25 protein-coding genes and 1 tRNA gene are annotated in these 25,146 nt (G+C 66.9%); 14 read left to right on the forward strand and 12 right to left on the reverse strand.

Going from position 1 to position 25,146, the window contains the following annotated elements; translation table 11 throughout:
- The first annotated feature begins 9 nt into the window (after positions 1 to 9).
- Both WDN01_00345 and WDN01_00350 read left to right on the forward strand, forming a co-directional pair.
- Positions 10 to 1,215, forward strand: a complete 1,206-nt coding sequence (locus WDN01_00345) for a TIGR03862 family flavoprotein (GenBank protein MEJ0024447.1) — start codon at positions 10 to 12, stop codon at positions 1,213 to 1,215.
- Positions 1,212 to 1,964 (forward strand): PIG-L family deacetylase, encoded by a 753-nt coding sequence (locus WDN01_00350; GenBank protein MEJ0024448.1) that lies wholly within the window; start codon positions 1,212 to 1,214, stop codon positions 1,962 to 1,964. The genes WDN01_00345 and WDN01_00350 overlap by 4 nt, the downstream gene beginning before the upstream one ends.
- Positions 1,965 to 1,967: 3 nt before the next feature.
- Here WDN01_00350 and WDN01_00355 read toward each other — a convergent pair whose 3' ends face one another.
- A complete protein-coding gene (locus tag WDN01_00355; GenBank protein MEJ0024449.1) occupies positions 1,968 to 3,419 on the reverse strand; it encodes an NAD-dependent succinate-semialdehyde dehydrogenase in 1,452 nt (483 codons plus the stop codon).
- 109 nt (positions 3,420 to 3,528) lie between these two features.
- Between WDN01_00355 and WDN01_00360 the strand changes: the two genes are divergently transcribed.
- Positions 3,529 to 4,554, forward strand: coding sequence for an aldo/keto reductase (locus tag WDN01_00360; protein MEJ0024450.1), 1,026 nt, complete (start codon positions 3,529 to 3,531; stop codon positions 4,552 to 4,554).
- On the opposite strand, the gene WDN01_00365 is transcribed toward WDN01_00360, so the two are convergent.
- The 3 genes from WDN01_00365 to WDN01_00375 all read right to left on the reverse strand — a co-directional run bounded on the left by WDN01_00365 (position 4,551) and on the right by WDN01_00375 (position 7,119).
- Positions 4,551 to 5,960 carry an oligopeptide:H+ symporter gene (locus WDN01_00365; protein MEJ0024451.1) on the reverse strand — a complete coding sequence of 470 codons (1,410 nt, stop codon included), beginning with the start codon at positions 5,958 to 5,960 and terminating at the stop codon, positions 4,551 to 4,553. The two genes, WDN01_00360 and WDN01_00365, sit on opposite strands and share 4 nt — an antisense overlap.
- Positions 5,961 to 6,052: 92 nt before the next feature.
- On the reverse strand, positions 6,053 to 6,970 hold the full coding sequence (locus tag WDN01_00370) for an EamA family transporter (protein ID MEJ0024452.1): 918 nt from the start codon (positions 6,968 to 6,970) through the stop codon (positions 6,053 to 6,055).
- 75 nt (positions 6,971 to 7,045) lie between these two features.
- Positions 7,046 to 7,119: transfer RNA gene (locus WDN01_00375), tRNA-Gln, on the reverse strand.
- A 233-nt stretch (positions 7,120 to 7,352) separates the two neighbouring features.
- Between WDN01_00375 and WDN01_00380 the strand changes: the two genes are divergently transcribed.
- Together WDN01_00380 and WDN01_00385 are read left to right on the forward strand one after the other, a co-directional pair.
- The gene (locus WDN01_00380) at positions 7,353 to 8,297 is read left to right on the forward strand and encodes a Ppx/GppA phosphatase family protein (GenBank protein ID MEJ0024453.1); all 945 of its coding nucleotides are present in this window, start codon (positions 7,353 to 7,355) and stop codon (positions 8,295 to 8,297) included.
- A complete protein-coding gene (locus WDN01_00385) occupies positions 8,294 to 8,971 on the forward strand; it encodes an RlmE family RNA methyltransferase (GenBank protein MEJ0024454.1) in 678 nt (225 codons plus the stop codon). The genes WDN01_00380 and WDN01_00385 overlap by 4 nt, the downstream gene beginning before the upstream one ends.
- 62 nt (positions 8,972 to 9,033) lie before the next feature.
- Here WDN01_00385 and WDN01_00390 read toward each other — a convergent pair whose 3' ends face one another.
- Entirely contained in the window at positions 9,034 to 9,522 is a 489-nt protein-coding gene (locus WDN01_00390) for a DUF992 domain-containing protein (GenBank protein ID MEJ0024455.1), read from the reverse strand.
- A 222-nt stretch (positions 9,523 to 9,744) separates the two neighbouring features.
- Here WDN01_00390 and guaB point away from each other — a divergent pair, with 222 nt between their 5' ends.
- The 3 genes from guaB to guaA are packed head-to-tail and all read left to right on the forward strand — an operon-like array spanning position 9,745 to position 14,076.
- Entirely contained in the window at positions 9,745 to 11,220 is a 1,476-nt protein-coding gene (gene guaB, locus WDN01_00395; GenBank protein ID MEJ0024456.1) for an IMP dehydrogenase, read from the forward strand.
- Positions 11,221 to 12,513, forward strand: a complete 1,293-nt coding sequence (locus WDN01_00400) for an RsmB/NOP family class I SAM-dependent RNA methyltransferase (protein ID MEJ0024457.1) — start codon at positions 11,221 to 11,223, stop codon at positions 12,511 to 12,513. It abuts the gene before it with no gap.
- Positions 12,514 to 12,528: 15 nt separating this feature from the next.
- Positions 12,529 to 14,076, forward strand: coding sequence for a glutamine-hydrolyzing GMP synthase (gene guaA, locus WDN01_00405; protein ID MEJ0024458.1), 1,548 nt, complete (start codon positions 12,529 to 12,531; stop codon positions 14,074 to 14,076).
- Here the strand turns inward: guaA and WDN01_00410 are convergent.
- From WDN01_00410 to WDN01_00435, 6 genes are all read right to left on the reverse strand, one after another.
- Complete coding sequence (locus WDN01_00410; GenBank protein MEJ0024459.1) at positions 14,039 to 14,659, reverse strand: HD domain-containing protein; 621 nt, start codon at positions 14,657 to 14,659, stop codon at positions 14,039 to 14,041. The genes guaA and WDN01_00410 overlap by 38 nt on opposite strands.
- Entirely contained in the window at positions 14,656 to 15,810 is a 1,155-nt protein-coding gene (locus tag WDN01_00415; protein MEJ0024460.1) for a TauD/TfdA family dioxygenase, read from the reverse strand. Before WDN01_00415 ends, WDN01_00410 begins: the two co-directional genes overlap by 4 nt.
- A gap of 14 nt (positions 15,811 to 15,824) precedes the next feature.
- Positions 15,825 to 17,162, reverse strand: a complete 1,338-nt coding sequence (locus WDN01_00420; GenBank protein ID MEJ0024461.1) for a DUF5690 family protein — start codon at positions 17,160 to 17,162, stop codon at positions 15,825 to 15,827.
- A gap of 147 nt (positions 17,163 to 17,309) precedes the next feature.
- Complete coding sequence (locus tag WDN01_00425; GenBank protein MEJ0024462.1) at positions 17,310 to 18,032, reverse strand: SDR family oxidoreductase; 723 nt, start codon at positions 18,030 to 18,032, stop codon at positions 17,310 to 17,312.
- Between the two features lie 26 nt (positions 18,033 to 18,058).
- The gene (locus WDN01_00430) at positions 18,059 to 18,877 is read right to left on the reverse strand and encodes an alpha/beta hydrolase (GenBank protein ID MEJ0024463.1); all 819 of its coding nucleotides are present in this window, start codon (positions 18,875 to 18,877) and stop codon (positions 18,059 to 18,061) included.
- Between the two features lie 70 nt (positions 18,878 to 18,947).
- Positions 18,948 to 19,790 carry an alpha/beta hydrolase gene (locus WDN01_00435; protein MEJ0024464.1) on the reverse strand — a complete coding sequence of 281 codons (843 nt, stop codon included), beginning with the start codon at positions 19,788 to 19,790 and terminating at the stop codon, positions 18,948 to 18,950.
- Positions 19,791 to 19,912: 122 nt separating this feature from the next.
- On the opposite strand from WDN01_00435, the gene WDN01_00440 reads away from it, so the two are divergent.
- The 6 genes from WDN01_00440 (at position 19,913) to thpR (ending at position 24,484) form a co-directional block, all read left to right on the forward strand.
- The gene (locus tag WDN01_00440) at positions 19,913 to 20,386 is read left to right on the forward strand and encodes a helix-turn-helix domain-containing protein (GenBank protein ID MEJ0024465.1); all 474 of its coding nucleotides are present in this window, start codon (positions 19,913 to 19,915) and stop codon (positions 20,384 to 20,386) included.
- A gap of 138 nt (positions 20,387 to 20,524) precedes the next feature.
- Positions 20,525 to 20,854 carry a metalloregulator ArsR/SmtB family transcription factor gene (locus WDN01_00445; protein ID MEJ0024466.1) on the forward strand — a complete coding sequence of 110 codons (330 nt, stop codon included), beginning with the start codon at positions 20,525 to 20,527 and terminating at the stop codon, positions 20,852 to 20,854.
- The gene (locus WDN01_00450) at positions 20,851 to 21,978 is read left to right on the forward strand and encodes a fumarylacetoacetate hydrolase family protein (protein MEJ0024467.1); all 1,128 of its coding nucleotides are present in this window, start codon (positions 20,851 to 20,853) and stop codon (positions 21,976 to 21,978) included. Before WDN01_00445 ends, WDN01_00450 begins: the two co-directional genes overlap by 4 nt.
- Before the next feature lie 95 nt (positions 21,979 to 22,073).
- On the forward strand, positions 22,074 to 22,892 hold the full coding sequence (locus WDN01_00455) for a carotenoid biosynthesis protein (protein ID MEJ0024468.1): 819 nt from the start codon (positions 22,074 to 22,076) through the stop codon (positions 22,890 to 22,892).
- A gap of 8 nt (positions 22,893 to 22,900) precedes the next feature.
- Entirely contained in the window at positions 22,901 to 23,869 is a 969-nt protein-coding gene (locus tag WDN01_00460; GenBank protein MEJ0024469.1) for a hypothetical protein, read from the forward strand.
- Positions 23,870 to 23,905: 36 nt separating this feature from the next.
- Positions 23,906 to 24,484 (forward strand): RNA 2',3'-cyclic phosphodiesterase, encoded by a 579-nt coding sequence (thpR, locus tag WDN01_00465; protein ID MEJ0024470.1) that lies wholly within the window; start codon positions 23,906 to 23,908, stop codon positions 24,482 to 24,484.
- 4 nt (positions 24,485 to 24,488) lie between these two features.
- Here thpR and WDN01_00470 read toward each other — a convergent pair whose 3' ends face one another.
- Entirely contained in the window at positions 24,489 to 25,067 is a 579-nt protein-coding gene (locus WDN01_00470) for a metalloregulator ArsR/SmtB family transcription factor (GenBank protein MEJ0024471.1), read from the reverse strand.
- Positions 25,068 to 25,146 lie beyond the last annotated feature (79 nt).

Genomic DNA, 25,146 nt, shown 5'->3' on the forward strand with positions numbered 1-25,146 from the left:
ACAGGCGGGATGACGAAGCCCCCGACCATCGCGGTGATCGGCGCTGGGCCCGCCGGGCTGATGGCGGCCGAGGTGCTGAGCGCGGCCGGCGCCGCGGTCACGGTCTACGACCGCATGCCGTCGGCGGGCCGCAAGCTGCTGATGGCGGGACGCGGCGGTCTGAACCTCACCCATTCCGAGCCGTTCGAACCGTTCCTGGCGCGCTTCGGCGCAGCGGCGCCGAGACTTCGCCCGATGCTCGAAGCCTTCCCGCCGTTGGCTTTGATCGCATGGGCCAACGGCCTGGGCGCCGAGACCTTCATCGGCTCCAGCGGCCGCGTCTTTCCGAAGGCGATGAAGGCCTCGCCGCTCCTGCGCGCCTGGCTGGCGCGCCTGGACCGGCAGGGCGTTCAGTTCCGTCTTCGTCACACATGGCGCGGCTGGAAGGACGGTTCGCTGCTCTTCCAGACGGCCACTGGCGAGATCGCCGTTCATCCGGACGCGGCGGTGCTCGCGCTCGGTGGCGCGAGCTGGCCGCGCCTGGGTTCCACCGGCGATTGGACGGCGATCCTCGCGGACAAAGGCGTTGCCGTCGCGCCGCTGCAACCCGCGAACAGCGGTTTTTCGGTTTCGTGGAGCGATCTCTTCCGCGAACGCTTCGCCGGCCAGCCTCTGAAGAATGCGCGCTTCTCGCACGGCGAACGCACGGCGCGCGGCGAGGCCATGATCGCGCGCTACGGCATCGAGGGCGGCGCGATCTACGCGCTGTCCGCCGCCTTGCGCGATGCGATCTCCAGGAACGGCCATGCCGCGCTGGACATCGACCTGCGACCCGACATGTCGCACGATGACCTCGTTCGCCGGCTCGCGAAGCCGCGCGGCAAGGATTCGCTGACCAACCATCTGCGCAAGGCGCTGAACCTGTCGCCCGTGGAGACCAATCTCCTGCGCGAGGTCGCGCCTCTCGACGCCGATCCCGCGACGCTCGCCCGGCGCATCAAGACGGTGCGTCTGACCCTGACCGGCACGCAAGGCCTCGAACGCGCCATCTCGACCGCGGGCGGCGTCTCGTTCGACGCGGTCGACGCGGGCCTGATGCTGAAAGCGCTCCCCGGCGTCTACGTCGCGGGCGAAATGCTGGACTGGGAAGCGCCGACCGGCGGCTATCTGCTCCAGGCCTGTTTCGCCACCGGCGCGTTTGCCGCCCGCGCCATCCTGGCTAGGATCGGCGCATGACGCACATCCTCGCCTTCCACGCCCATCCCGACGATATCGAGACGCTCGGCGCCGGCACGCTGGCGCTGCTCGCCGCCAACGGCCACCGCATCACCATCGCGACCATGACGGCCGGCGATTGCGGCTCGGCGGAACACAGCCAGGAAGAGACCGCCCGTATCCGCAAGGCCGAAGCGGCATCCGCCGCCGCCATGATCGGCGCGGATTATCGTTGCGCGGATATCGGCGATCTCTGCGTATTCCTCGACGATCCCACGCGGCGGCGGACGACCGAGCTCATCCGCGCCGTGCGGCCCGAGATCGTGATCACCGCCTCTCCCGCCGACTACCACCCGGATCACGAAGCGACGAGCGCCCTGGTACGCGACGCCTGTTTCGCCTCGAGCGTGCGCAACTACCGGACCGGCCCCGCGCCCGCCCTGGACGCCATCCCGCATCTCTACTTCATGGACCCGATCGGCGGGCGCGACCGCGACGGCCGCCCGGTCGCGCCGGATTTCGCGGTCGACATCTCGGCGCATTTCGCGAAGAAGCGCGAGATGCTCCGCGCCCATGTCAGCCAGTTCGCCTGGGTGATCAGGCAGCACGGGATCGACGACTACACCGGCTCCATGGAGAAATGGTCCGCCAAGCGCGGCCGCACCTTCGGCGTCGCCCATGCCGAGGGCTTCCGCCACTACACCGGCACGCCCTATCCGCGCACCGAGCGCCTTCAGGAGCTGGTTGGCGCCGCTCTCCTCGCGGTCTGAGCGTCAGAGCCCGCCGAGCAGCAGGTATTTGATCGCGAGATAGTCCTCGATCCCGTATTTGCTGCCCTCGCGGCCGATGCCGGATTGCTTGATGCCGCCGAACGGCGCGACTTCGGTCGAGATGATGCCCTCGTTGATCCCGACCATGCCGTATTCCAGCGCCTCGGCGACGCGCATCACGCGGCCGATGTCGCGGGCGTAGAAATAGGCGGCGAGGCCGAAATCCGTCGCATTGGCGATGCGGATCGCATCCGCCTCGTCCTGGAAGCGGAAGAGGGTCGCGACCGGTCCGAAGATCTCCTCCTTGGCGATATCCATCGCCGGCGTGACCTCGGTCACGACGGTCGGTTCGAAGAACGTGCCTCCGAGCGCGCTGCGCTTGCCGCCCATTACGATCTTCGCGCCCGAGGCCGTCGCCTGGCCGAGCAGCCGCTCGACCTTCTCGACCGCCTCTCGGTTGATCAGCGGGCCCTGCGTCACGCCGTCCTCGAAGCCGCTGCCGACCTTCAGCGTCGCGGTGCGCGCCTCCAGCCTGGCCGCGAAAGCGTCATAGACCTTGTCCTGTACCAATATGCGGTTGGCGCACACGCAGGTCTGACCCATGTTGCGGTACTTGGAGACCATCGCGCCTTCCACTGCGGCATCCAGGTCGGCATCGTCGAACACGATGAACGGCGCATTGCCGCCGAGTTCGAGGCTGACCTTCTTGATGGTCGAGGCGCATTGCGCCATCAGCAGCCTTCCGATCTCGGTCGATCCGGTGAAGCTGAACTTGCGCACCAGCGGATGGGTGGTCAGCACCTTGCCGACCTCCGGCGCCTGGTCCGACGTGACGACGTTGAACACGCCCTTGGGGATTCCGGCGCGAAGCGCCAGCTCGGCCAGCGCCGTCGCCGACAGCGGCGTCTCCGCCGCCGGTTTGATGATGAAGGTGCATCCGGCGGCCAGCGCCGGCGCCGCCTTGCGGGTGATCATCGCATTGGGGAAATTCCACGGCGTGATCGCCGCCACCACGCCGACCGGCTCTTTCAGCACGACGATGCGCTTGCCCGCCGCGAAGCTCGGGATCACGTCGCCATAGACGCGCTTGCCCTCTTCCGCGAACCATTCGATGAACGACGCGCCATAGGCGACCTCGCCGCGCGATTCGGCCAGCGGCTTTCCCTGCTCCGCCGTCATCAGCCGCGCCAGGTCCTCCTGGTTCGCCAGGATCAGCTCGAACCATTTGCGCATCAGGCCGGCGCGCTCCTTGGCCGTCTTCGCCTTCCAGGCGGGACCCGCTTCATAGGCGGCCTCGACCGCCTTGCGCGCGTCCTCCGCGCCCAGATCCGCGACCTGCGCGATGATCTCGCCGCTCGCCTTGTCGGTCACGGCAAAGCGCTTGGACGAACCGGCCCAAGCACCGCCCACATAGCCGTCGGCCCGGAGCAGCGTCTCGTCGTTCAATTTCAGCATGGGAAATCCTCGGTTGCAGTGCAAACGCCCGGAAGGGCAACATGGCCATGGCGGGCGCAAATTCAAGCGGCTCTTGCGCCGCGCGGCCCCGCCGCGCAGTGTCATTTTGATGTTCGCCGCGACCGCCATCCGCAATTTCGTCACCCGGCGGGGCAGGGCGCTGCCCTTCAACCTGCTGGGTTTCGGCTCCGCCACGCTGGGCAATCTCGGCCGGGCTTTCACCGAAGAGGAATGCGACCGGACCCTCGCTCATGCCTGGGATCGCGGCCTGCGCTATTTCGACACCGCGCCGCTCTACGGGCTGGGCCTTTCCGAAGAGCGCGTCGGCCGTAACCTGCGGTCGCGCCCGCGGGACGAATACCTTCTCTCGACCAAGGTCGGCCGCCTGATCGAGCCCTGCGCGCCGGGGGAGTCCAATGCCGGTGTCTTCGTCACGGCGCCCGACCGCAAATTCCTCTACGACTATTCCTATGACGGCGTCATGCGCTCCTTCGAGGAAAGCCTGAAGCGCCTCGGCCTGGACCGCATCGACATCCTTCTGGTGCACGATGTCGACGGCTTCACCCATGGCAGCCGCGAAGCCTCCGAAGCCCGCATCCAAGAGTTGATGCGGACCGGCGGCTGGCGGGCGCTCGACGAGTTGCGGGCAAACGGCGCCGTCTCGGCCATCGGCCTCGGCGTCAACGAGGGACAGCCCTGCGCGCGGATATTGGAGCTTGCCGATCCCGATCTTTTCCTTCTCGCGGGACGCTACACGCTGCTGGAGCAGGCGCCGCTGGGGACCCTGTTTCCGCAATGCGCCAGGGCCGGCGCCGGCATCGTGATCGGCGGGCCCTACAATTCCGGCGTGCTTGCCGGCAAGCCGACCTTCGACTACGCCTCCATCCCGCCGGATGTCGCCGCGCGCGTGAAGGCCCTGACCGAGATATGCCGCGCGCATGACGTGGCGCTGCGCGCGGCCGCCCTGCAATTCGTCGCTGCCCATCCCCTCGTGGTCAGTGTCATCCCCGGCGCCGTCTCGCCGGAAGAGGTCGACGACAACGTCGCGATGCTCGAAGCTGCGATCCCGCCCGCGCTGTGGCGCGATCTGAAGGCCGCCGGTCTCCTGCACCCGGACGCGCCCACACCCGCTTAGCGGATCGCAGCCGTCTCCGCTTCGGTATAGGCCGGCGCCAGCACACGGCCGAACAGGAATTTGACCAGGAACAGCACCGCCGCCGCGCCCAGGATCAGGACGACGTGCAGCGCCCAGAACGACGTCGCGCTCATCGTCGACAGCAGGCCGCCGACCCAGCCGACGAAGAAATTTCCCGCGAACAGATGAAGGTAATAGACGCCGATGATGGTGCTTGCCATGCCCTTGGGCGCCGCCCGCGAATAGAGCGCGAGGCCGACCGGCACCACATTGGCGAAGCCGAAATCGTTCAGGATCTCGAACCCGATCGCCCAGACGAGGCTGATCCTGCCGCCATGCGCGGCGATGATCGACGATGCCAGCACGAGCAGGAGCGGCGCCGTCGCGCTGAGCGCGACGCCGGCCGCGATCTTCGTCAGTTCGTCCGGCTCGGGCCAGCGCGCCGCCCACCACCGCCAGAACGCGACTGAGATCGCGATGGTCGCGGCGCTGATGATCGAGCCGTAGCCGAGAAGGTCGGTGATCGGCATGTGCAGGCCGAACAATGCGAGCTGGTAGTTCGCCTCGCCCCACACCAGATAGGCGTTGAAGATCTCCTGATTGCCCACGGCCGCCACCGCGAGCACCGGCAGCAGCGCGACGAGGAGCGCGATCTTGGTCCAGTCGTCGCGCGTGAGCGCCGGCCGCGCCGGGGCTTCGCCGCGCGTCGTCCGGGGTGCATCGGGCGGCAGGCTGCGGCGGCCGAGAAGATAGGTGGCAAGGCCGATCAGCATGCCGGCGCCGGCCGCGCCGAAGCCGTAATGCGGCCCGAAGCTGTCGGCCAGCCTTCCGCACACGAAGGGCGAGGCGATCACGGCGATCTGCACGAAGAACAGGAAGATCTGAAAGGCATCGGCGCGCCGCGGATCGCCGTCCCGGTAGAGGGCGCCGACCTGGCTCGAGATGTTGCCCTTGAAACAGCCGACGCCGAGCAGAAGGCAGAGCAGCGCCAGGAGGAAGGTCGCGTCGAACGCCATCAGGAAATGGCCGACGGCCATCAGGATCGCGCCGATGGTCACCGCGTTGGTGCGGCCGATGACGCGGTCGGCGAGCAGGCCGCCGCCGATCGGCGTGAGATACACGAACGCCGTGTAGAAGCCGTAGATGTGCGAAGCGAGGGCCTGTCCCGACGCCGGACCGTAGATCAGGGCGATGAACGACTGGAACGGCCCGAAGCCCAGGACGTGGCTCATATGCTGCGGCGTCAACAGGCTGTGCGTCATGTAAAGCACCAGCAGCGCCGTCATGCCGTAATAGGAAAACCGCTCCCACAATTCGGAGAAGGCGAGCCAGCCGAGACCGGCGGGATGTCCGAAGAAAGCGGTGTCGCGACGCGTGTGTTTTGTATCGAAGATGGCTTCGGCCACGGCACGGTTTCCGGTTGCTGCACCGCCTGCTTAGCGCAACTTCGCCGGCCGCGCGCGGCTTTGGCGGCCTCTGACGCGATTTTTACCGCGGTTTAATCGCCCGCGGGCCCGCCCAGCAGCGCCACGCCCGCCGCCACCAGCATCGCGCCGGCGCCCTTCTGCAGCAGTGCCCGCCGCGACAGGTCCTCGCGTCCCAGATGCGGGAAGAACAGCGTCAGCACGATGCCGATGGCGAAGACGAACAGCGTCGAGGTCGACGACACCGCCGAGACCAGCGCCACCGGCGCCAGCAGCGACGCGGCGCGCACGCCCAGCCCGCCGCCGAGATTGATCAGCTCGTTGGCGCCGTTGATCGCGATCACCGCGCCGGGGCTGCGGCGGAACAGGGCGAAGAACTGCCGCCGGTAATGCGGGATCGCGACGATGGCGAAGCCGAACACGCCCTCGCCGGCATAGATCCAGAAGGTCGTGACCCAGAAAGTGTCGCGCACCGCGAACAGCTTGAACAGCACCGACGACAGCGCCAGCACGAAGGTGCAGGCGAGCATGAGAGCCACGAATCCGAGCTTCCACCGCTTCAGCCGGAACGACGCATCGAGCGACAGCGACAGCGCGCCCGCGACGACCAGCACGCCGCCGCCGGCCTGGATCCAGTTCAGCGTCTCGCCGAGCAGGACATAGGCGATCAGGAAGGTGAAGAGCGTCGACATCTGGAACAGCGGCGCGACGACGGAGGCCTCCTCGGTCTGGATCGCGCGCAGATAGAGCAGCATCGCGCCCATGTAGAGGATGCCCGAGACCGCCATCACGAGGATGTCGGTCGGCGCGATCGCGAAGACGCCCCCCTGGAATATCGCGATCACGGGCAGCATGAGAAGCCCGATCAGCGCGGTGAACACCATGAGCACGGCGGTGTCGCTGTTCTTGAAGAACCGCTCGACGAGATATTTGTCGATATGGGTTGAGACCGCCCAAAGGACTGGACCGGTGAAGGCGAGAAGGAGCCACATGGGTGGATTGTATCGGCGTCCCTTCGCCAGCGCGCGGCCCGCATAAGCCACCCGAAGCTGCGCAGCAGCGAAGGGTGGCTGGGGGACTAGGATTCGAACCTAGACAGGCAGAGTCAGAGTCTGCAGTCCTACCGTTAGACGATCCCCCAACGGCGCGGTCCCTTTAGCGGAGGGGCCGGGCGCTGGCAAGGTTCCAGGTTCCGCCGCCTTTCGGTCCCGCACCGTACCGGCACGGCGTCTTCGCGCGCGGCCGAAAGTGTCGTTATGCTCCGCCGACGGTTCGCCAGGGGAGGCTTAGCGGAACCGGCAGGGAGGGATTCGCTTGCCCGAGGGGACGCGCGATGCGCGGAAACGGCGTGGCCGCGGCAGACAGCCGCCGCTCGTGGCCGCCCTCGACCTCGGCACCAACAATTGCCGCCTCCTGGTCGCGCGGGCGACGCGGCGCGGCGAGTTGCGCGTGGTCGACTCCTTCTCCCGCATCGTACGGCTGGGCGAGGGCGTGGCGCAGAGCGGCCGTCTGTCCGAAGCCGCCATGGCCCGCACTATCGAAGCGCTCAAGATCTGCGCGGGCCGGCTCGCCTCGAACAAAGTCAGCCGGGTGCGCGCGGTCGCCACCGAAGCCTGCCGCCGCGCCGCCAACGCCTCCGATCTCGTCGCGCGCGCGCAGGCCGAGAGCGGCATCGCGCTCGAGATCATCTCGTCGGACGAAGAAGCGAGGCTCGCGGCGATCGGCTGCGCGCCCCTGATCGACGGCGCGAGCGAGGGGAGCCTGGTCTTCGACATCGGCGGCGGCTCGACCGAAATCATCTGGATGAAGCGCGACGGCGCGGCGCCGCCGCGCGTCGTGGCATCCACCTCCCAGCCGCTGGGCGTCGTCACGCTGGCGGAAAGCTGGGCCGGCGGCCCGCTCGACCGCGACGGCTATGGCCGCATGCGCGACGGACTGATCGAACATCTGCGCCCCGTGCGGGCGGCCATGGACGCGGTCGCGCCGTTCTACGCGGCGGCGCATCATCTGCTCGGCACCTCCGGCACGGTGACGACGCTGGCCGCCGTGGCGCTCGGCCTTTCGCGCTACGAACGCGCGCGGGTCGATGCGAGCTGGCACGCTTGCAGCGACATGAGCGCCGTCATCGACCGGCTTGTCGGCCTGGACCTCAAGGCCCGCGCCGCCATCGGCTGCATCGGCCGCGACCGGGCCGACCTGATCGTGCCGGGCTGCGCCATCTTCGCCGCGATCCAGACGCTGTGGCCGTGCGAGCGGCTGCGCGTCGCCGACCGCGGCTTGCGCGAGGGCATGCTGCGTGAGCTGATGGGCCGGCGATGACCAAGCAATCCTCCGGCCGCGGCCAGGTCCGCGCCAAGATCAAGAACCGCAAGGACCGCACGGTCTCGTCCACGCGCTGGCTGGAGCGGCAGCTCAACGATCCCTATGTGCATGCCGCGAAGGCGAAGGGCTTCCGCAGCCGCGCCGCGTTCAAGATCGTCGAGCTCGACGACAAATACCGCTTCCTCAAGAAGGGCGCGCGCGTGCTCGATCTCGGCGCCGCGCCGGGCGGCTGGAGCCAGATCGCGGCCGAGCGTGTCGGTCCGTCCGGCCGCGTCGTCGCGATGGACATCCTGGAGATGGAGCCGATCGACCAGGTGACCTTCTTCCAGGCCGACATGCTCGATGCCGATACGCCCGCGATCCTGATCGAGGCGCTCGGCGGCCCGGCGGATGTGGTGCTCACCGACATGGCGGCGCCGACCACCGGCCACCGCGCCACCGATCATTTGCGCACCACGGCGCTGCTGGAAGCCGCGCTCGACATGGCGGAAGCGGTTCTGAAGCCCGGCGGGACCTTCGTCGGCAAGGCCTTCCAGGGCGGCGCGGCGAGCCAATTGCTGCAGCGGATGAAGAAATCCTTCGCGACGGTGAAACACGTCAAGCCGCCGGCCAGCCGGTCGGAATCCGTCGAGCTCTATCTGGTGGCGCAGGGGTTTCGCGGCGGCGCCTGAGAAAAACGGAAGCCCCGCCGTCGCCGGCGGGGCTTCCGTCATTTCGAATGCACCATGCCGATTTACGGCGCGGAGTGCAGCGAGATCGCGCCGATGCCGGCCGCGACGTTCAGGCCCTTGTTGCCTTCGACGCTGACAGGCTGCAGCGCGATCGACTTGTCGAGGCCGCCGATCAGCACATTGGCGCCGAGGCCGACGCCGACCGTGGCCGAGGCGGTGGCACCCGCATAGTCGCCCTCAAGGGCGCCGGGACGGATGTCGGACGAGGGCGCGAACACGCCCCAGACCAGCACGCCGCCTTCGGTGTAGCCGATGTCGACGCCGAACTTCGAGATCGAGCCGGTGTAGTGCTCGCCATGGTCGCGGTTGCCGTGGAACGTGCAGTGCAGGTCCTTGGAGGAACCGAACACGAAGCCCCAGCCGCTTGCGACGTTGCAGGTCAGCGTGCCGACCTTGACGCCATGGGGGGCGGCGTCCGCTGTGCCGGCAAAGGCGAGGGCGCCGGCGGCAATCGCGGCAACGCCCATCATCAGGCGAAATTTGTTCTGCATTTCAGGGAATCTCCTATGTCGTTCGATGGAATAGCCCTTCGATAGGGCTCAGGGCATACCACGCCCGCCGCCCGTTGAAACTCTCATTTTGCAGAACCGTTCCGTACAAACCGTGACGTTAATTTTAAGTTTTGCCGCTTTTAGGCCATTTTTTGCACACTTGCCGAATCGGCGCGCCGCTGCTAAAGGCTCGGCGCTCCAAAGCGATGGAGCGCGCACCCCATGACCATCCGCGAAGCACTGACTTTCGACGATGTCTTGTTGGTGCCCGCGGCTTCCGAAGTCCTTCCCGGCCAGGTCGATACCAGAACGCGGCTGACCAAGTCGGTCGAGCTCGGCATCCCCCTCATCTCCTCGGCGATGGACACGGTCACGGAAGCGGGCCTCGCCATCGCCATGGCCCAGGCCGGCGGCATCGGCGTCATCCACAAGAACCTCTCGATCGAGGAGCAGGCCGAGCATGTGCGGCGCGTGAAGCGCTTCGAGAGCGGCATGGTCGTCAACCCGGTCACCATTGCGCCCGACGCGACGCTGGCCGACGCGCTGGCGCTGATGGAGCGCTATCGGATCTCCGGAATTCCGGTGGTCGAAGGCGCCAATGGCCGGGGCGCGGGGCGCCTCGTCGGCATCCTGACCAACCGCGACGTGCGCTTCGCCAACGATCCGCGCGAGAAGGTCTCCGCGCTGATGACCAAGGACAAGCTGGTCACGGTGCGCGAGGGCGTGAAGCCGGACGAGGCTAAGCGGCTCTTGCATCAGCATCGCATCGAGAAGATCCTGGTCGTCGACGACGCCTATCGCTGCGTCGGGCTGATCACCGTCAAGGACATCGAGAAGGCGCAGAAATATCCCAACGCCTGCAAGGACGAGCGCGGCCGCCTGCGCGTCGCCGCCGCGACCGGCGTCGGCGAGGACGGCTATGCCCGCGCCCAGGCGCTGGTCGAGGCGGAATGCGACGTCATCGTGGTCGACACCGCGCATGGCCATTCCAAGGGCGTGCTCGATGCCATCACCCGCATCAAGAAGAAGTCGAATTACGTCCAGGTCGCCGCCGGCAATGTCGCGACGGCGGACGGCGCGCGTGCCCTGATCGATGCGGGCGCCGATTGCGTGAAGGTCGGCATCGGACCGGGCTCGATCTGCACCACGCGCATCGTCGCGGGCGTCGGCGTGCCGCAGCTCACCGCGATCATGGATGCTGTCGAGGCCGCCCGGAAGGCCGGCATCCCGGTGATCGCGGACGGCGGCATCAAATATTCCGGCGACCTTGCCAAGGCGATCGCCGCCGGCGCCGACGTCGCCATGGTCGGCTCGCTGCTCGCGGGCACGGAAGAGGCGCCGGGCGAGGTGTTCCTCTACCAGGGCCGCTCCTACAAGGGCTATCGCGGCATGGGCAGCATGGGCGCGATGGCGCGCGGTAGCGCCGACCGCTACTTCCAGGCCGAAGTCTCCGACACGCTGAAGCTGGTGCCCGAAGGCGTCGAGGGCCAGGTGCCGTACAAGGGCCCGGTCTCGGGCGTGGTGCACCAGATCATCGGCGGGTTGCGGGCCGCGATGGGCTATACCGGCTGCAAGGATATCGCGGCGTTCCACAAGAAGGCGCAATTCGTCCGCATCACCGGCGCGGGCCTGCGCGAGAGCCATGTCCACGACATCGTGGTGACGCGCGAAGCGCCGAACTACCCGGGCGGGCAGTAATTGCGGCCCGCCGCCCGACTCCAGGCCGCCATCGACATCCTCACTGCGCTCGAAACGACCGACCAGCCGGCGGACCGGCTGATCCGTGACTATTTCCGCGCCCGCCGTTACGCCGGCTCGAAGGATCGCGCGGCGGTGGCGGAGCGGGTGTTCTCCATCCTGCGCCATCGCGTCTCGCTCGCCTGGACGATGCAGGACGACACGCCGCGGGCGCTCGCGCTCGGCTCCGTCGCGCGCGACGGCGAAGACCCCGACCTCCTGTTCACCGGTCAGGACCACGCCCCTTCGCCGCTGACTGATGACGAACGCGGCCGGCTGAAGGCGCCGCGCGGCGAGCCGCCGCTCCATGCCGAGGGCGAGTTTCCGCAATTCCTCGAAGGCGAACTGACCCGCGCCTTCGGCGACCATGTGCTGCGGGAAATGGCGGCACTTCAGCAGCGCGCGCCGGTGGACCTGCGCGTGAACACCTTGCGGCGGGAGCGCGGCGAGGTGCTGAGCGCGCTCGTCGCGCAAGGCTTCGCCGCGGCGCCCACGCCTTTCGCGCCGCACGGCATCCGCATCGCATCGGGCGAAGCGTCGTCGAGCCTCGGCCGCGGCGCGATGTTCGAGAGCGGGGCGTTCGAATTCCAGGACGAGGCGGCGCAGATCGCGGCGCTGCTGGTCGGCGCGCGGCCGGACATGCGCATCCTCGATCTCGCGGCCGGCGCCGGCGGCAAGACGCTGGCGCTCGCCGCCGCGATGCGGAACCGGGGCGAGATCGTCGCCTGCGATATCCGCCAGCCCGCGCTGCAGGCGCTTGCCGCCCGCGCGACGCGCGCCGGCGCGAAGAACATCCGCACCCACCTGTTGGACGAGCGCGTGCCGCTGGAGGGAAGGTTCGACGCCGTCCTGCTCGACGCGCCGTGCAGCGGCTCGGGCACCTGGCGCCGCCAGCCGGAGCTGCGCTGGAAGCTGACGCCGAAGCTCCTCGCGCAAAGGATCGCGCTCCAGGACGAATTGCTGGCCCGTGCCGCCACGCTGGTGAAGCCGGGCGGCCGGCTGATCTATGCCACCTGCTCGATCCTGCCGTCCGAGAACGAGGACCGCGTCGCCGCCTTCCGCGCACGGCACCCCGCCTTTGCGCCCGTTTCGGCGGCGGACGTCTGGGCCCGCGAAACCGGCGCCGAAGCGCCGCCGGGCATGGCCGCCGATTTCCGCGCCACGCCGCTCACGACCGGCACCGACGGCTTTTACGCCGCCATTCTTATCCACAACACCGCGCCCAAGGGCGCGCTGGACAAGGGAGAGGGCTGAACCCTAAATCCGATCATGAGTGCTCCCGTACTGGTCATCGATTTCGGCTCCCAGGTCACGCAATTGATCGCGCGGCGCGTGCGCGAGGCCGGCGTCTATTGCGAGATCGTCCCCTACAACAAGGCGGAGGAGGCGATCGCCGCCGCGCCACCCCAGGCGATCATCCTCTCCGGCGGCCCTGCCTCCGTGACCGAGGCCGACACGCCCCGCGCGCCCCAGGCCGTGTTCGATCTCGGCGTGCCGGTGCTCGGCATCTGCTATGGCGAGATGACGATGGCCGAGCAGCTCGGCGGCAAGGTCGAGGGCGGCCATCACCGCGAGTTCGGCCGCGCCGATATCCTCATCGAAAAAGAGTCGCCGCTGCTCGCGGGCCTCGGCGGCCTCGGCCACCGCGAGCCGGTATGGATGAACCACGGCGACAAGATCGTCGCGATCCCGCCGGGCTTTTCCGTGGTGGCGACGAGCGAGAACTCGCCCTTCGCGGTGATCGCCGACGAGGCGCGCAAGCTCTACGGCATCCAGTTCCACCCCGAGGTCGTGCACACGCCGCGCGGCGCGCAGATATACAGCAACTTCGTGCTCGGCATCGCCGGCATCAGGCCGGAATGGAACATGCACGCCTTCCGCGAGCACGAGATCGCCAAGATCAGGAAACAGGTCGGCAAGGCCAAAGTGATCTGCGGCCTTTCCGGCGGCGTCGATTCCTCGGTCGCGGCGGCCCTGATCCACGAGGCGATCGGCGATCAGCTCACCTGCATCTTCGTCGACACCGGCCTGATGCGCGCGGGCGAGAGCGAGGAAGTCGTCTCCCTGTTCCGCAACCACTATAACATCCCGCTGGTGCACGCGGAGGCGCAGGACCTGTTCCTCGGCCGCCTCGCCGGCGTCAGCGATCCGGAACAGAAGCGCAAGATCATCGGCTCGACCTTCATCGACGTGTTCGATGCCGAGGCGCAGAAGATCGGCGGCGCGGATTTCCTGGCGCAGGGCACGCTCTATCCCGACGTGATCGAAAGCGTCTCGGCGACCGGCGGGCCGTCGGTGACGATCAAGTCGCATCACAATGTCGGCGGTCTGCCGGCGCGCATGAAGATGAAGCTGGTCGAGCCCTTGCGCGAGCTCTTCAAGGACGAGGTCCGCGCGCTCGGCCGCGAGCTCGGCCTGCCGGAAAGCTTCGTCGGCCGCCACCCCTTCCCGGGACCGGGCCTCGCGATCCGCGTGCCGGGCGAGATCACCCGGGAGAAGCTCGACATCCTGCGCAGGGCCGACACCATCTATCTCGACGAGATCCGCAAGGCCGGATTGTACGACAAGATCTGGCAGGCCTTCGCCGTGCTCTTGCCGGTGCGCACGGTCGGCGTGATGGGCGACGCCAGGACGTATGACTCCGTCTGCGCATTGCGCGCCGTGACCAGCAGCGACGGCATGACGGCGGACTACTACCCCTTCGAGCATTCCTTTTTGGCGAAGGTCTCGACCCGCATCGTGAACGAAGTCCGCGGCATCAACCGCGTGGTCTACGACATCACGGCCAAGCCGCCGGGGACGATCGAGTGGGAATGATCAACGCGGTCGAATCGCGGACGGCGACGCGTTGCAGCAGCGGCCGAAACGCGTCGAACGTCAGGGTCCGCCGGCCGGTCGTCTTGCCGCCGTCGTCCCAACGCCTCAGGCGCACCGCGTCTTCGTGGTGTTCCAGACGGCGAAACGCGGCGACCTCGGCGGCACGCATGGGCCCGCCCTGGAGCGACAGGCTGTGCTTGGACGCCCCGGAGAGCTTGTCGTAATACGTCTGGTCCGTGGCGCAGAGATAGCGCTTGGCGGCGACATGCAGGCGGACCGCTTCGGTGACGGCGGTCGGGAAATAGCCTGCCAAAACCTTCGCGCCCGCCGCCTCGTGGAGCTTGTCGATGGTGTCGCCGGGGGAGTATTCGCCGAATTCGCTGGTGAAGTGCCCGATGTCGTGCAGAAGCGCGGTGGCGATCAGGGCGTCGGATGCGCCTTCGGCCTGCGCCAGCGTTGCGGTCTGCAGCATGTGTTCGGCCACGGTGACCCTCTCGCCGAGATAGGCTTCCGCGCCGCGCCGCGCGAAAATATCGGCGATCCGGTCGATGATGTCGGTGCTGCCCGGGTTCGGGTCGGTCATGGGCTGGCTCCCTCTTCCTCCAGCGCGGCGATGGTCGACAGCAGGCCGTCCATGTCCGCATAGCATCCCTGCAGCCAGCGTTCGCCGCTGCCGGTGATGGCGCTGCGCGCGTGCAGCACGCGCAGATTGTCGACGATGAAGAAATCGCCCGGCGCCAGTTTGAAGCGCACCGCCAGGGCCGGATCCTCGATCAGCTCCGCCATGCGCCGATACGCGGCGTAGTAATCCATCATGTCGTCATAGGGAATGTCGGTGAAGGGTGCGGCGGAACGATTGTTGAAGCGAATGGCGATCAATTCGCCGTCCGGCCCGAGCTCGATGATCGGCCGCTTGGACCGCAGCCTGACGCCCTTCGCGCCCGCATATTCGAAGCGGGCGCAATATCTGGTGAGCAGGTCGAAGCCGCGCGGCGACTGCGTCTTCAGGCGCTCCGCGACCTTAAAGCCGTCGACGACGACGGAGTCGCCGCCCGCCGCGGTGTTTTCAAGGCAGACCAGGATTTGCAGGCCGGGGGCCGGATCGCGATAGGGATTGTCGGTGTGGGCCTGAAGACCGAGATTGGTGTAGGCGAGATTGCTCGGATTGACCTCGACCCGAACGTCGAACAGGCGGCCGTAATTGGTCTCCCGCACATAGCCGAACAGTTCGGCGATATCGCATGGCACGCCGGGCGTCGCCGGCGCGCCGGTCGAACGCGCGAAGCCGTAGCGCCGGACCGCTTTCAGCCAACGCAGCCTCGCGGCCGCGTCGGCGCGGATATCGCCGTAGTCTTCCGGCGGTATGCCATCGGCCAGGCCGACGTCCCAGCGCGTGATGTGCGGGCCGGTCCAGCCGGCGGTGTCCGGCATGGGCTTGTCGTAAGCGTGGGCGAGCAGCCAGTCCGCCTCGAACGTCACCATCTTGTCGTCCGGGGCGAACCTCAGGCGCAGCCGGCCCTCGGCCCATGCCGCCTCCGCGATGCGCGTCTCGCGCGGGATGTCCAGAAGCGTCACCAGGCGTTGCCCATTGGTGGGGCTGCGGGTCGCGGCATCCTGGGCGTTGTCGCGCAGCCAGACGGCGTGGAAGCGCCGCGGCTCGTCCTTCAGGACGATCTCCAGGGCGGTACCGCCGTCCAGCAGGCGGGGTACGGTGGCGAGGGTCTGGTCCGGCAAGCGGTCGTCCTTTCTCAGGCGCCACCGGAGAGCGACGCGGCGGGCAGGGGCGCGGCCACGCCGCCCGCGCCGATGCTCCGGTCCAGGGAGCGGCGGTAAAAATAGATGGCCGCGGCGAGGGTCGCGGCGGCGCCGCCGATTCCGGTGACATAGGCGCCCATCGTGAAGAACTGCAGCCAGTTGAGCGAGGATTGGCCGAAATTGCGCCAGAGCAGAAGCGCCACGCTGCCCATGTAACCGGACGAGTCCGCCACATAGATCAGGAAGCCGGCATTCGCGACCCGTCCGCTGACCGCCACCAGCCGGTCGAACAGCACGGCGTTGATCGGATTGTAGGCGATATAGAGGCCCGATCCGGCCAGGATCATCCACACCAGGGGCGAGACCAGATGCATCTGGAACGCCAGCGTGGAGAGACCCAGCAGCACAAACCCGCCTCCCACCATCGCATGAATGACCATCAGGGCCCGCCGATTGTCGCGGACCGCGATCACCGCCGCCATCCCGATCAGGGCGATGATCGCCACCGGCAATTCGCTGGCGGAGAATATCTCAGCCTCGCCGCCATACCCCAGGGCGGTCCAGATCTCGGCGGCGAAGTTGTCGCGAAAATCGCGAAAGGCGGTCAGGAGGATATAGGCGAACACGATGGCGATCAGACCCGGCCCATAGGCTCTCAGGAACTCGGCGCGCTCGGCACCGTTCATCGGCAGGCGCTTGACCCGCTCGGCCTCGTCGCGGGCGCCCGGCGGCGGCAATCGGCCGAGCACCCAGACCGAAGCGAGCAGCAGCGGCATGAACAACGCCCCCGTCGCCGCCGGCATCCAGAACCGATCGACATGCCAGGCCTGGATCAGCCAGACGCCGACGGACTTCACCACGCCGGACGACAGGATGAAGCTGGCGCACATCATCGAGGCCAGGACCTCGGATACGCGACGACCCTCCATGAAGCCGAACACCAGGCCCCAGATCATCCCGAGCGGCAGGCCGTTGACGAAGAGGGTGACGACGTTCCACGGGGCGGGGAAGAGGGCGAAGGCGACTAGCGCCAGCCACGAGACGCCGATCAGCCCGATGATGGCCGGGGCGCGGCGGCGCGGCTCGATCTCCGAAATCACCTTCACGCCGATGAATTTGGAGAGGGCGTAGCCGGCCACCTGGGCGACGATCAGGGCGATCTTGTAGTCGAGCGCGAAATGCCAGCCGAGCACATGGTCATACGTTGCCGCCGTGAACGGCTTGCGGAAAGCGTACATCGCGAAATAGGCCGAGAATCCCGCCAGCCCGGCGACGGCGGTGAAAATGACGGGATTGCTTTTCGACAGCGCCCGCTGAAAACGACTTTCCACTGCAACATCCCGAACCGCGCTGCGTCTCTCCCATACCGCGGACTCGTGACAGCCAAGCTTCGGCCCACGGATAGCGACCCTTCGATTGCGCCGACGCTGGATGCGGGCTTGTATACGGAACGCGGCGGCGCCGTCGGGAACAGGCCCTCAGATTTGCGCCCAGCCGCCGTCGGCCTGGATGTCGGCGCCGTTGATGAGGCTGGAGGCGTCGGACGCCAGGAACGCCACCACGTTTCCGATCTCCTCGGCCGTCCCAACCCGGCCGAGCGGCGTCTGGGATGCGATATGCGCAAGCCGGCGCTGAGCGGCCTCCGTGTCGGGCGACGCGCCGAGCTGTCCCGGCGTCGCGATGGCGCCGGGGCTCACCACGTTGATCCTGATCCCGCGGCCCGCCAGATCGACGATCCAGCTGCGTGCCAGCGCCCGGATGGCCGCCTTCGTGGCCGCGTAGACGCTGCGGCCGGCCAATCCCTTGTTGGCCAGGGTCGAGCCCGTGAGGATCACCGAGCCACCCTCGGTAAGGAGGGGGAGCGCCTTCTGGACCGTGAAAATGATGCCCTTCAGATTCGTCGATAGCATCGAATCGATCGCATCCTCGGAGATCTGGCCGAGCGGCGCGGGGACCAGGACGCCAGCATTGGCGAAGACGATGTCGAGCTTGCCTTTGGCATCGCCGATCGTCGCGTAAACGCGGTCGAGGTCGGCCGGAATCGAAGAGTCCGCCTGAATGGTGACCACATCTGTGCCGATCTCGGCGGCGGCTTTGTCCAATTCCCGCCGCCTGCGGCCGGTGATGAAGACGAAGGCCCCTTCGGCAACGAAACGCTTCGCCGTCGCCAGGCCGAGTCCGCTGCTGCCGCCGGTGATCACGGCGACCTTGCCCTGCAGGAATCCGCTCATGCGCGAAGGAACGCCAGCAGATCGGCGTTCACTTGGCTCTTGTGCGTCGTCGTCATCGCATGGGGAGCCTTCGGATAGATCTTGAGCGTCGAGTCGCGGACGAGCTTCGCCGCGATATAGGCGTTCGCCACGGGCGCGATCTGGTCGTCGTCGCCGTGAAGGATCAGTGTGGGGACATCGATCGTCTTGAGATCCTCGGTGACGTCGGTCTCGGCGAAGGCGGCGATTCCGAAGTAGGAGGCCGGGAAGCCGGAGAGCATCGTCATGCCCCAGTTCAGGTCCAGATCGCTCTGCGGAACGCTCGATCCTTCGCGGTTGGTCGAGAAGTGCGCCGCAATCATCGCCTTGAAGTGCTGGCCGCGATCCGTCAGGACCCTCTCCCGCAATCCGTCGAAATAGGCCGGCGGTATCCCGTTCGGGTTTCCCGGTGTCTGCTTGACCACGGGGACCGTTGCGCCGATGAACACCGCCTTGGCGATGCGGCTCGTGCCGTACTTGCCGATATAGCGCCCGGCGACACCACCGCCGGTGGAGTGGCCGACCAGGACGATATCGGTCAGATCGAGGAATTTCAGGAGTTCGTGGAGGTCGTCGACATAGGTGTCGACGTCGTTGCCGTCCCAGGGCTGGCTGGACCGTCCATGTCCGCGACGATCGTAAGCGACGACCCTGTAGCCCTTCGACGCGAGGAAGAACATCTGGTCCTCGAACGTATCGGCGTTCAGGGCATAGGCGTGGAGGAAGACGACAGGTTGTCCGGTTCCCCAGTCCTTGAGGTAAAGCTCGGTGCCGTCCTTGGTGGTGAAATAGCTCATGGTTTCTCCAGTCGGTAACGGTCTTGAACGAGGCGAAGCCTGAGCCGCGAAGAAAAGACGCCGCGGCCGGTCAACGGAGGAAATCGAGCGTCGCCTTGCCGAATTCGTCGGGATGCTGGAACAGAAAGGCGTGGCCGGCATCGCCGTAGAACAGCGCCGTCGCGGTCTTTAGGCGCCGCACCATGGCGAAGGAGTCGCCCGCATCCACCATCACGTCATGCGCGCCGTTGGCGACGAGCACGGGAACGGCGATTTCTTCCAGGCGGTCCCAGGCGGAGCCGTCCCCGCCGGCCCATGTCATGATCGCCTGGAGCTGCCGGCCCCAGGCCGTCGCGCTGACTTCGGCGTGCGACGCCGACAGACGCGGCTCGAGGCGCTTCAGCGATTGCCTGCCGGCGCGCTGGCTTGCTTCGTCAAGGCCGAAGAACAGATATAGGAAGTGCTCTTCGGTGCTGACCGGAGCGGTCATCGTCTGCACCACTTTCGGATCGGGCGCGGACGAACCCGGCACGCCGCCGGGACCGCTGCCCACGACAAGCAGGCGCCGAACCAGGCCCGGATGGTTCAAGGCAATCATCTGGCCGACGAACCCGCCGATCGACCAGCCGAGCAGGTCGACCTCCTTCAGACCGAGCGCGGCGATGAAATCGACGGCGGTTTCGGCCATCCCCGCAAAGGTCGTTGCGACTTCGCCGGTGCTCGCGCTGACACCCGCATTGTCGAAAAGGATCACACGACGCTCGGAGGCGAGAATGTCCAGGAAGGCGGGATCCCAGTGATCCATGGTCCCCCGGAAACGCGTAAGCAGCACCACGGGCGGGCCGGCATGCGCGGCACCGAAATCGCGATAGGCATAGATCGCCGACTTTCCTTGGATATGGCGGGTATCGACCGAGTCGGAGACAAATCCCATCGCAACTATCCTCTGGCTGAAGTGGATTGGAAAAACCAATCCTTTCTGGTCAGACCACGTCGCCGTTACCACGTCAATGGGTTTGGATTGCAAATCCACGAAGCGGGCGATAAAAGGCCGAAATGAGAACCCCACGCATCGCCGACCCCAGAATCTGTTCCATCGAGGCCGCCCTGAAAGTCATCGGCGAGAAATGGGCGCTGCTCGCCCTTCGCGAGATCGCACTTGGTCAGTACCGCTTCGACGACATCGCGTTCAACACCGGCGCCCCGCGCGACGTCCTGGCCGCACGACTGAAATCGCTGGAGGCCGCCGGCGTCGTGCGGCGGAAGCTCTATCAGGAGCGTCCGGCCCGATATGAGTATCGGCTCGCCGAGGCCGGTGAGCAGCTCTTCGGCGTTCTGCATGCGATCCGCGATTGGGGCGACAGGTTCGTGCGCGACGATCCGGAAAACGTCGTCCCTTTCCGCCATTCTTGCGGCGCCGAGCTGCACGTGGACATGCGCTGCGCCGCGTGCGGCGAAGCGGTTGCTCCGGGAACCGCTACCGGCGACCGGGTGGTGCGCCGATCGGACATCGACTCTCCCGCAGCCTGATCGCGCCGCCGGCAAAGTGCTGCTGGCGGCATAAGTCCGGCGAGCGATCGTTTGCCTGCCACACGCGCATCCGCTGAAGATGTCAATCGCATCGCATTAGTGTTGACTAATTGATTAGCCGTCACTAATATGATCGTCATGACCCAAGCAGCCGCCATCGACACTGTTTTTCGCACCTTGGCCGATCCCACGCGGCGCGCCGTCTTTGAGCGGGTGGTGAAATCGGACGAGATCACTGTCGGCGAACTCACGCGCGGAAGCGGGGTCTCGCAGGGCGCCATCTCGCAGCACATAAAGACGTTGAAACTGGCAGGTCTCGTCGCGGAGCGGCCCGAAGGCCGCAACGTCTTCTACCGCGTCCGCCCCGAAGGCCTCGCACCGCTGTTCGATTGGATGAGCCACTACGACGTTTTCTGGCGCAAGCGGTTCGTCAATCTCAGAGCCCTTCTCAAGCAGATCGATCCGTGAGCCAGACCGCAGTGAACACCCAAACCCAGGAAATCGTGGTCGAGGACGTCTTCCCGCACACGCCGGAGACGATCTGGATGACGCTGACGAACGGCGCACTGATGGCGCGCTGGCTCGGCATGACGCCGACGGGCTTCGAGGCTGTGACCGGCAATCGCTTCACCCTCCAGACGACACCGGCCGGCGCGTGGGATGGCGTCATTCATTGCCAGGTGCTGGAGGTGATCGCGAATAAGCGCCTCGTCTATGCCTGGAAGGGCGGGGACGAGGCAAACGCCGGATACGGTTCGAAGCTCGACACCGTCGTCACCTTCTCGCTGTCCAGGGTCGCAAATGGCACGCGCCTGCGCGTCGTCCACTCCGGCTTCGTGCTGCCGAAGAACCGGACCGCGTTCACGAACCTGGGCAATGGCTGGAAGAAGGTCGTCAAGCGCGTCGGCCGCTTCGGCAATGGCGGCTTCGACATGAGGGTTCTGGAGCTTGAGCCCACGCGGCACGTGTTGTGGCGGGTGGTGGACGGTCCGCAGGAATGGATCGGCACGACGATAAGCTGGGACATACAATCGAACGGCGACTGGATCATCGTCCTCTTCAAGCATGAAGGCTGGCGCGGGCCGGTGGAGTTCATGCACCACTGCAGCACCAAATGGGCGGTCTTCCTGCTCAGCCTGAAATCGCTTCTCGAAACCGGCAAGGGCGCGATCACCGCGCTGGCCGGGCCCGACGATCCGATCTCGCGCGGGCCCAATCCCGGCACCAAGCTGGATTGGGAAGTGGAGCTGGCGATCGTGGTCGGACGGCAGGCGCAGGACATCGCGGCCGCCGAAGCTGCCGGCTACATCTTCGGCTATGTCTGCATCAACGATGTCTCCGATCGCGCAACCCAGGTCGATGCCGAGGGCGGCCAGCATCTGGTCCGCGCCAAGTCGCGGCCGGGCTACGCGCCGATCGGACCTTATCTGACCACGGGCGTCGACGGCATGAACCTCGATCTGTGGACCAAGGTGAACGGCCGCTACGAGCAGCAGGGCAACACCAGCGATATGCTGTTCTCGATCAGCGAAATGCTGGCGTATTTCTCCGCCCACATGACGCTGCAAGATGGGGACAGGTCCCCATCTTGACCGCCGCGCCGGGATGACGCGGTCTGCGGCGCGGCGGTTTTCATCCCGTGCGAATGGTCTTATTCTGTGTGTCTTGTCGGCATTCGGGGAATAAGATGGAACGCGTCCTGCGGGTCGTCGACGGGGGACTGTTCGCCCTCGTCGCCTATTTCATCGTCACCAACATCGTTTATCCCTGGGTCGACTTGCCGTCGGGCGGCGATCTCGTCTTCGTGCCGACCTTTACGGCCTTCTCGCTGCTGCATGCGGGGCTGAGGCTGGGTGCGGGGCGTACCGCCCTGTTCTTCGGGCTGACGGTGGTCATCTCCTTCATCGCGGAAGAGGCGGGCGTGCGCACAGGACTCGTCTTCGGCCGCTATTATTACAGCGACATGCTGGGGCCGAAGCTCGGCCATGTACCGGTGCTCGTCCCGCTGGGCTGGTTCATGATGATCTATCCCTCCTGGGTGGTGGCACAGTCGCTGCTGCGCGGCGTGGATTTGCGCCGGCCCCTCGGCATGGTGGCGCTGGCGCTGCTCTCCGCCCTGACCATGACCGGCTGGGATATGGTGATGGACCCGCCGATGGCGGCCGCCCACAATTGGGTGTGGCTGGACGGCGGACCCCATTTCGGCGTGCCGCTGCACAATTATTTCGGCTGGGTGGCGAACACGTTCGTGATCTATCTCGCATTCGATACCGTCGATCGGCTGGTGGCCAGGCGCGACGGCGCGGCCTACCGCTTCGGCGGCCTCTTCGCCGCCCTGCCGGTCGCGCTCTATTGCCTGTTTTCGCTGCAATACCTGTCGCCGTGGCGGCTGCCGGAGCTGAGGCTCATCGCCGTTTTCTCCATGGTCGTACCGGGCGCGGTGGCGCTGGTGCGGCTGGCCTTGCCGGCAGCGCCGGACGGCCGTACCGAATCGGCGCCGGGGTGAGGCGGGTGATGGCGGGCCGGCAAGTCGCGCTGTATTTCGCCTGGAGCCGCCCGGACGAGGTGGCAGCGCCGCTCGGCGTTCTGGAGGACCGGTTTCCGGCGCTGTTCGAGCTGCGCCGGATGTTCTGGCCGCGGCACGAACACTTCGCCGATCCCGCGAAATTCGATCAGGGCATCGGTGGATTTCTCGACAACATACAACTGGCGAATTTCAGGCTGTTCGCCGATCTGGCGTCCTCCTGGACCGCAAATCCCGTCCGCCGCGCCGAACGCCGGACGGACGCCGGCCTGTGCGCGCTCGACGCCGGATTTCTCGCGGGCGTCGACACGCTCGTCGTCATCAGCTTCGACTCGTCCCGGACGCGGCAGCAGGCGAGCGCCGCGGAGATCGCCGCCATCCGGTCGTTTCTCGACGATCCCGACCACACGCTCGTCATATGTCCCCACCATGATATCGGCAATGCCGATGATCTGCCCACGGACGAAAGACTGGCGCGGCGGGAGCTCGAATTCCATCACCACGGCGATCCCGCCATTCCGGCAAGGCAGTGCTTCGGCGATTTCGGCCTCTCGCTTCTGGCCGGGCTGGGCCTGCCGGTCCGCAACCGCTTCGGCCTGCGTCCCGCGAGACTGCCGGACGGCTCGCCCGCACCGCTCGACATCGCCGCCGGACTCGATCGGGCCGGATTGATGGAAGGCGTCGGGACCTTCAACCTCCATCCGCATCTGCCGCATTTCGAGAGGCTGGGCGATAGCGCGGGGAATCTCGATGTGCTGGCGCGCCAGCCGATCGATCTCGGCGCCCCGCCGCATCCCTTCACCGCCGGAGGCCGAAAGGATTTCGATGCCCTGCTGCAAAGCAAGCCCGGTGTGTTCCCCGGCAGCGTGCTGATCTGCGATACGACGATCTGGAGTTCGACAGCGGGCGGCCTCGACGGCCTGCAACGCTTCTGGCGAAACGTCGTGTCGCGTCGTTGAATTCCAAATTCTTCGCCACACTCCTATGATCGGCACATGCCACCGCGCCATCCCCGCCGCAAATTCGGAGCATCGCAGAAGGATCGGATCTTTTTCGCTGTCCTGCCCGATGCCGGCACGGCGGCGCAAATCCGCGCCTTGGCCGACGATCTCAAGAACAGGAACGGTTTCTCCGGCACGTTGATCCTGCCCGAGCATCTGCACATCACGCTGTTCCATCTCGGCGACTGGCATGCGCTGCCCACGGAAATCGTCGATCTTGCGGGCAAGGCCGCGATGGAAGTGGCGGCCACACCGTTCGACGTCACCTGTCGCCGCGTCGAGAGTTTCGCGAACCGGACGGGCGTCTATCCTTTCGTTCTGCTGGCGGAGCCGGGCGCGACGCCTTTGCGGGCGTTCCAGCAGGCCCTGGGTGCCGCGTTGAAGAAGAACGGGCTCGGCGGCGCGACCCAAGGCGATTTCAAGCCGCATGTCACGCTTCTGCGCGACGAGAAGCGCGCCAAGCCGGCCGCGGTCGCGCCCGTCACCTGGCGGGTCGCCGATTTCGTGCTGGTGCACAGCCTGCTCGGCCAGACGAAGCATGTGCATCTCGGACGCTGGCCGCTCCGCGGCTAGGTCCTCACGCCTCGCGGCCGGCTCTCCATTCGCCTTCGGGCAGGCGCCAATAGATGCGATCCTTGCGCGCCAGCATGTGATGGCCGATCAGTTCGCGCCGGAGCGTCGCGCTGTCCCAGTGATGGGCCTGGATCGCTTCGTTCACTTCGGCCTCTGTGTAGCGCCGGTCCGCCGCGAAGTCGCGCATCAGCCAGCGCAGCACCGCGCCGCGTTTCTTCCGGCTCGCCGGAATCTGCTTGAGCGTGCCGTCGGCCGCGACAAAGCCCTGCAGGACCTTGGCGTCCGATGCGTCGGCACCGGCCGGCGCCTCGGCCGCCATGGACGAGGGCTGCAATACGCGCCGTGCCAGCTTTTCCAATGCGTCGCGGTCGAGGGCGTGCCAGCGCGTGGTGCCCTCGGCCCGCGCGGTCACGATGCCTTGCGCCTTCAGGATCGCCAGATGATGCGATACCGTCGGCTCTTTCAGGCCGAGCGCGTCCGCCAAATCCTGCACGCTGCGCTCGCCGCCCGCCAGCAGGCCGACGATCTTGAGCCGGCTCTCATGCGCCATCGCCTTGAAAAATTCGAGCAGGGTCTCGGTCATCGCGCTCTCCTTTCACGGATATCTAATTAGATATCCATCGAAGCTCAAGCGGGATCCGGCGACATCCGGCCAACAGTTC

This window comes from Rhizomicrobium sp. (assembly GCA_037200985.1).
Lineage (GTDB): Bacteria > Pseudomonadota > Alphaproteobacteria > Micropepsales > Micropepsaceae > Rhizomicrobium.

What these genes read in the sequence shown, in the direction of transcription:
- WDN01_00345 (MEJ0024447.1), top strand. Translation starts at nt 10, where the DNA reads ATGACGAAGCCCCCGACCATCGCGGTGATCGGCGCTGGGCCCGCCGGG.
- WDN01_00350 (MEJ0024448.1), top strand. Translation starts at nt 1,212, where the DNA reads ATGACGCACATCCTCGCCTTCCACGCCCATCCCGACGATATCGAGACG.
- WDN01_00355 (MEJ0024449.1), bottom strand. Translation starts at nt 3,419, where the DNA reads ATGCTGAAATTGAACGACGAGACGCTGCTCCGGGCCGACGGCTATGTG.
- WDN01_00360 (MEJ0024450.1), top strand. Translation starts at nt 3,529, where the DNA reads ATGTTCGCCGCGACCGCCATCCGCAATTTCGTCACCCGGCGGGGCAGG.
- WDN01_00370 (MEJ0024452.1), bottom strand. Translation starts at nt 6,970, where the DNA reads ATGTGGCTCCTTCTCGCCTTCACCGGTCCAGTCCTTTGGGCGGTCTCA.
- WDN01_00385 (MEJ0024454.1), top strand. Translation starts at nt 8,294, where the DNA reads ATGACCAAGCAATCCTCCGGCCGCGGCCAGGTCCGCGCCAAGATCAAG.
- WDN01_00390 (MEJ0024455.1), bottom strand. Translation starts at nt 9,522, where the DNA reads ATGCAGAACAAATTTCGCCTGATGATGGGCGTTGCCGCGATTGCCGCC.
- guaB (MEJ0024456.1), top strand. Translation starts at nt 9,745, where the DNA reads ATGACCATCCGCGAAGCACTGACTTTCGACGATGTCTTGTTGGTGCCC.
- guaA (MEJ0024458.1), top strand. Translation starts at nt 12,529, where the DNA reads ATGAGTGCTCCCGTACTGGTCATCGATTTCGGCTCCCAGGTCACGCAA.
- WDN01_00410 (MEJ0024459.1), bottom strand. Translation starts at nt 14,659, where the DNA reads ATGACCGACCCGAACCCGGGCAGCACCGACATCATCGACCGGATCGCC.
- WDN01_00430 (MEJ0024463.1), bottom strand. Translation starts at nt 18,877, where the DNA reads ATGAGCTATTTCACCACCAAGGACGGCACCGAGCTTTACCTCAAGGAC.
- WDN01_00435 (MEJ0024464.1), bottom strand. Translation starts at nt 19,790, where the DNA reads ATGGGATTTGTCTCCGACTCGGTCGATACCCGCCATATCCAAGGAAAG.
- WDN01_00440 (MEJ0024465.1), top strand. Translation starts at nt 19,913, where the DNA reads ATGAGAACCCCACGCATCGCCGACCCCAGAATCTGTTCCATCGAGGCC.
- WDN01_00445 (MEJ0024466.1), top strand. Translation starts at nt 20,525, where the DNA reads ATGACCCAAGCAGCCGCCATCGACACTGTTTTTCGCACCTTGGCCGAT.
- WDN01_00455 (MEJ0024468.1), top strand. Translation starts at nt 22,074, where the DNA reads ATGGAACGCGTCCTGCGGGTCGTCGACGGGGGACTGTTCGCCCTCGTC.
- WDN01_00460 (MEJ0024469.1), top strand. Translation starts at nt 22,901, where the DNA reads ATGGCGGGCCGGCAAGTCGCGCTGTATTTCGCCTGGAGCCGCCCGGAC.
- thpR (MEJ0024470.1), top strand. Translation starts at nt 23,906, where the DNA reads ATGCCACCGCGCCATCCCCGCCGCAAATTCGGAGCATCGCAGAAGGAT.
- WDN01_00470 (MEJ0024471.1), bottom strand. Translation starts at nt 25,067, where the DNA reads ATGACCGAGACCCTGCTCGAATTTTTCAAGGCGATGGCGCATGAGAGC.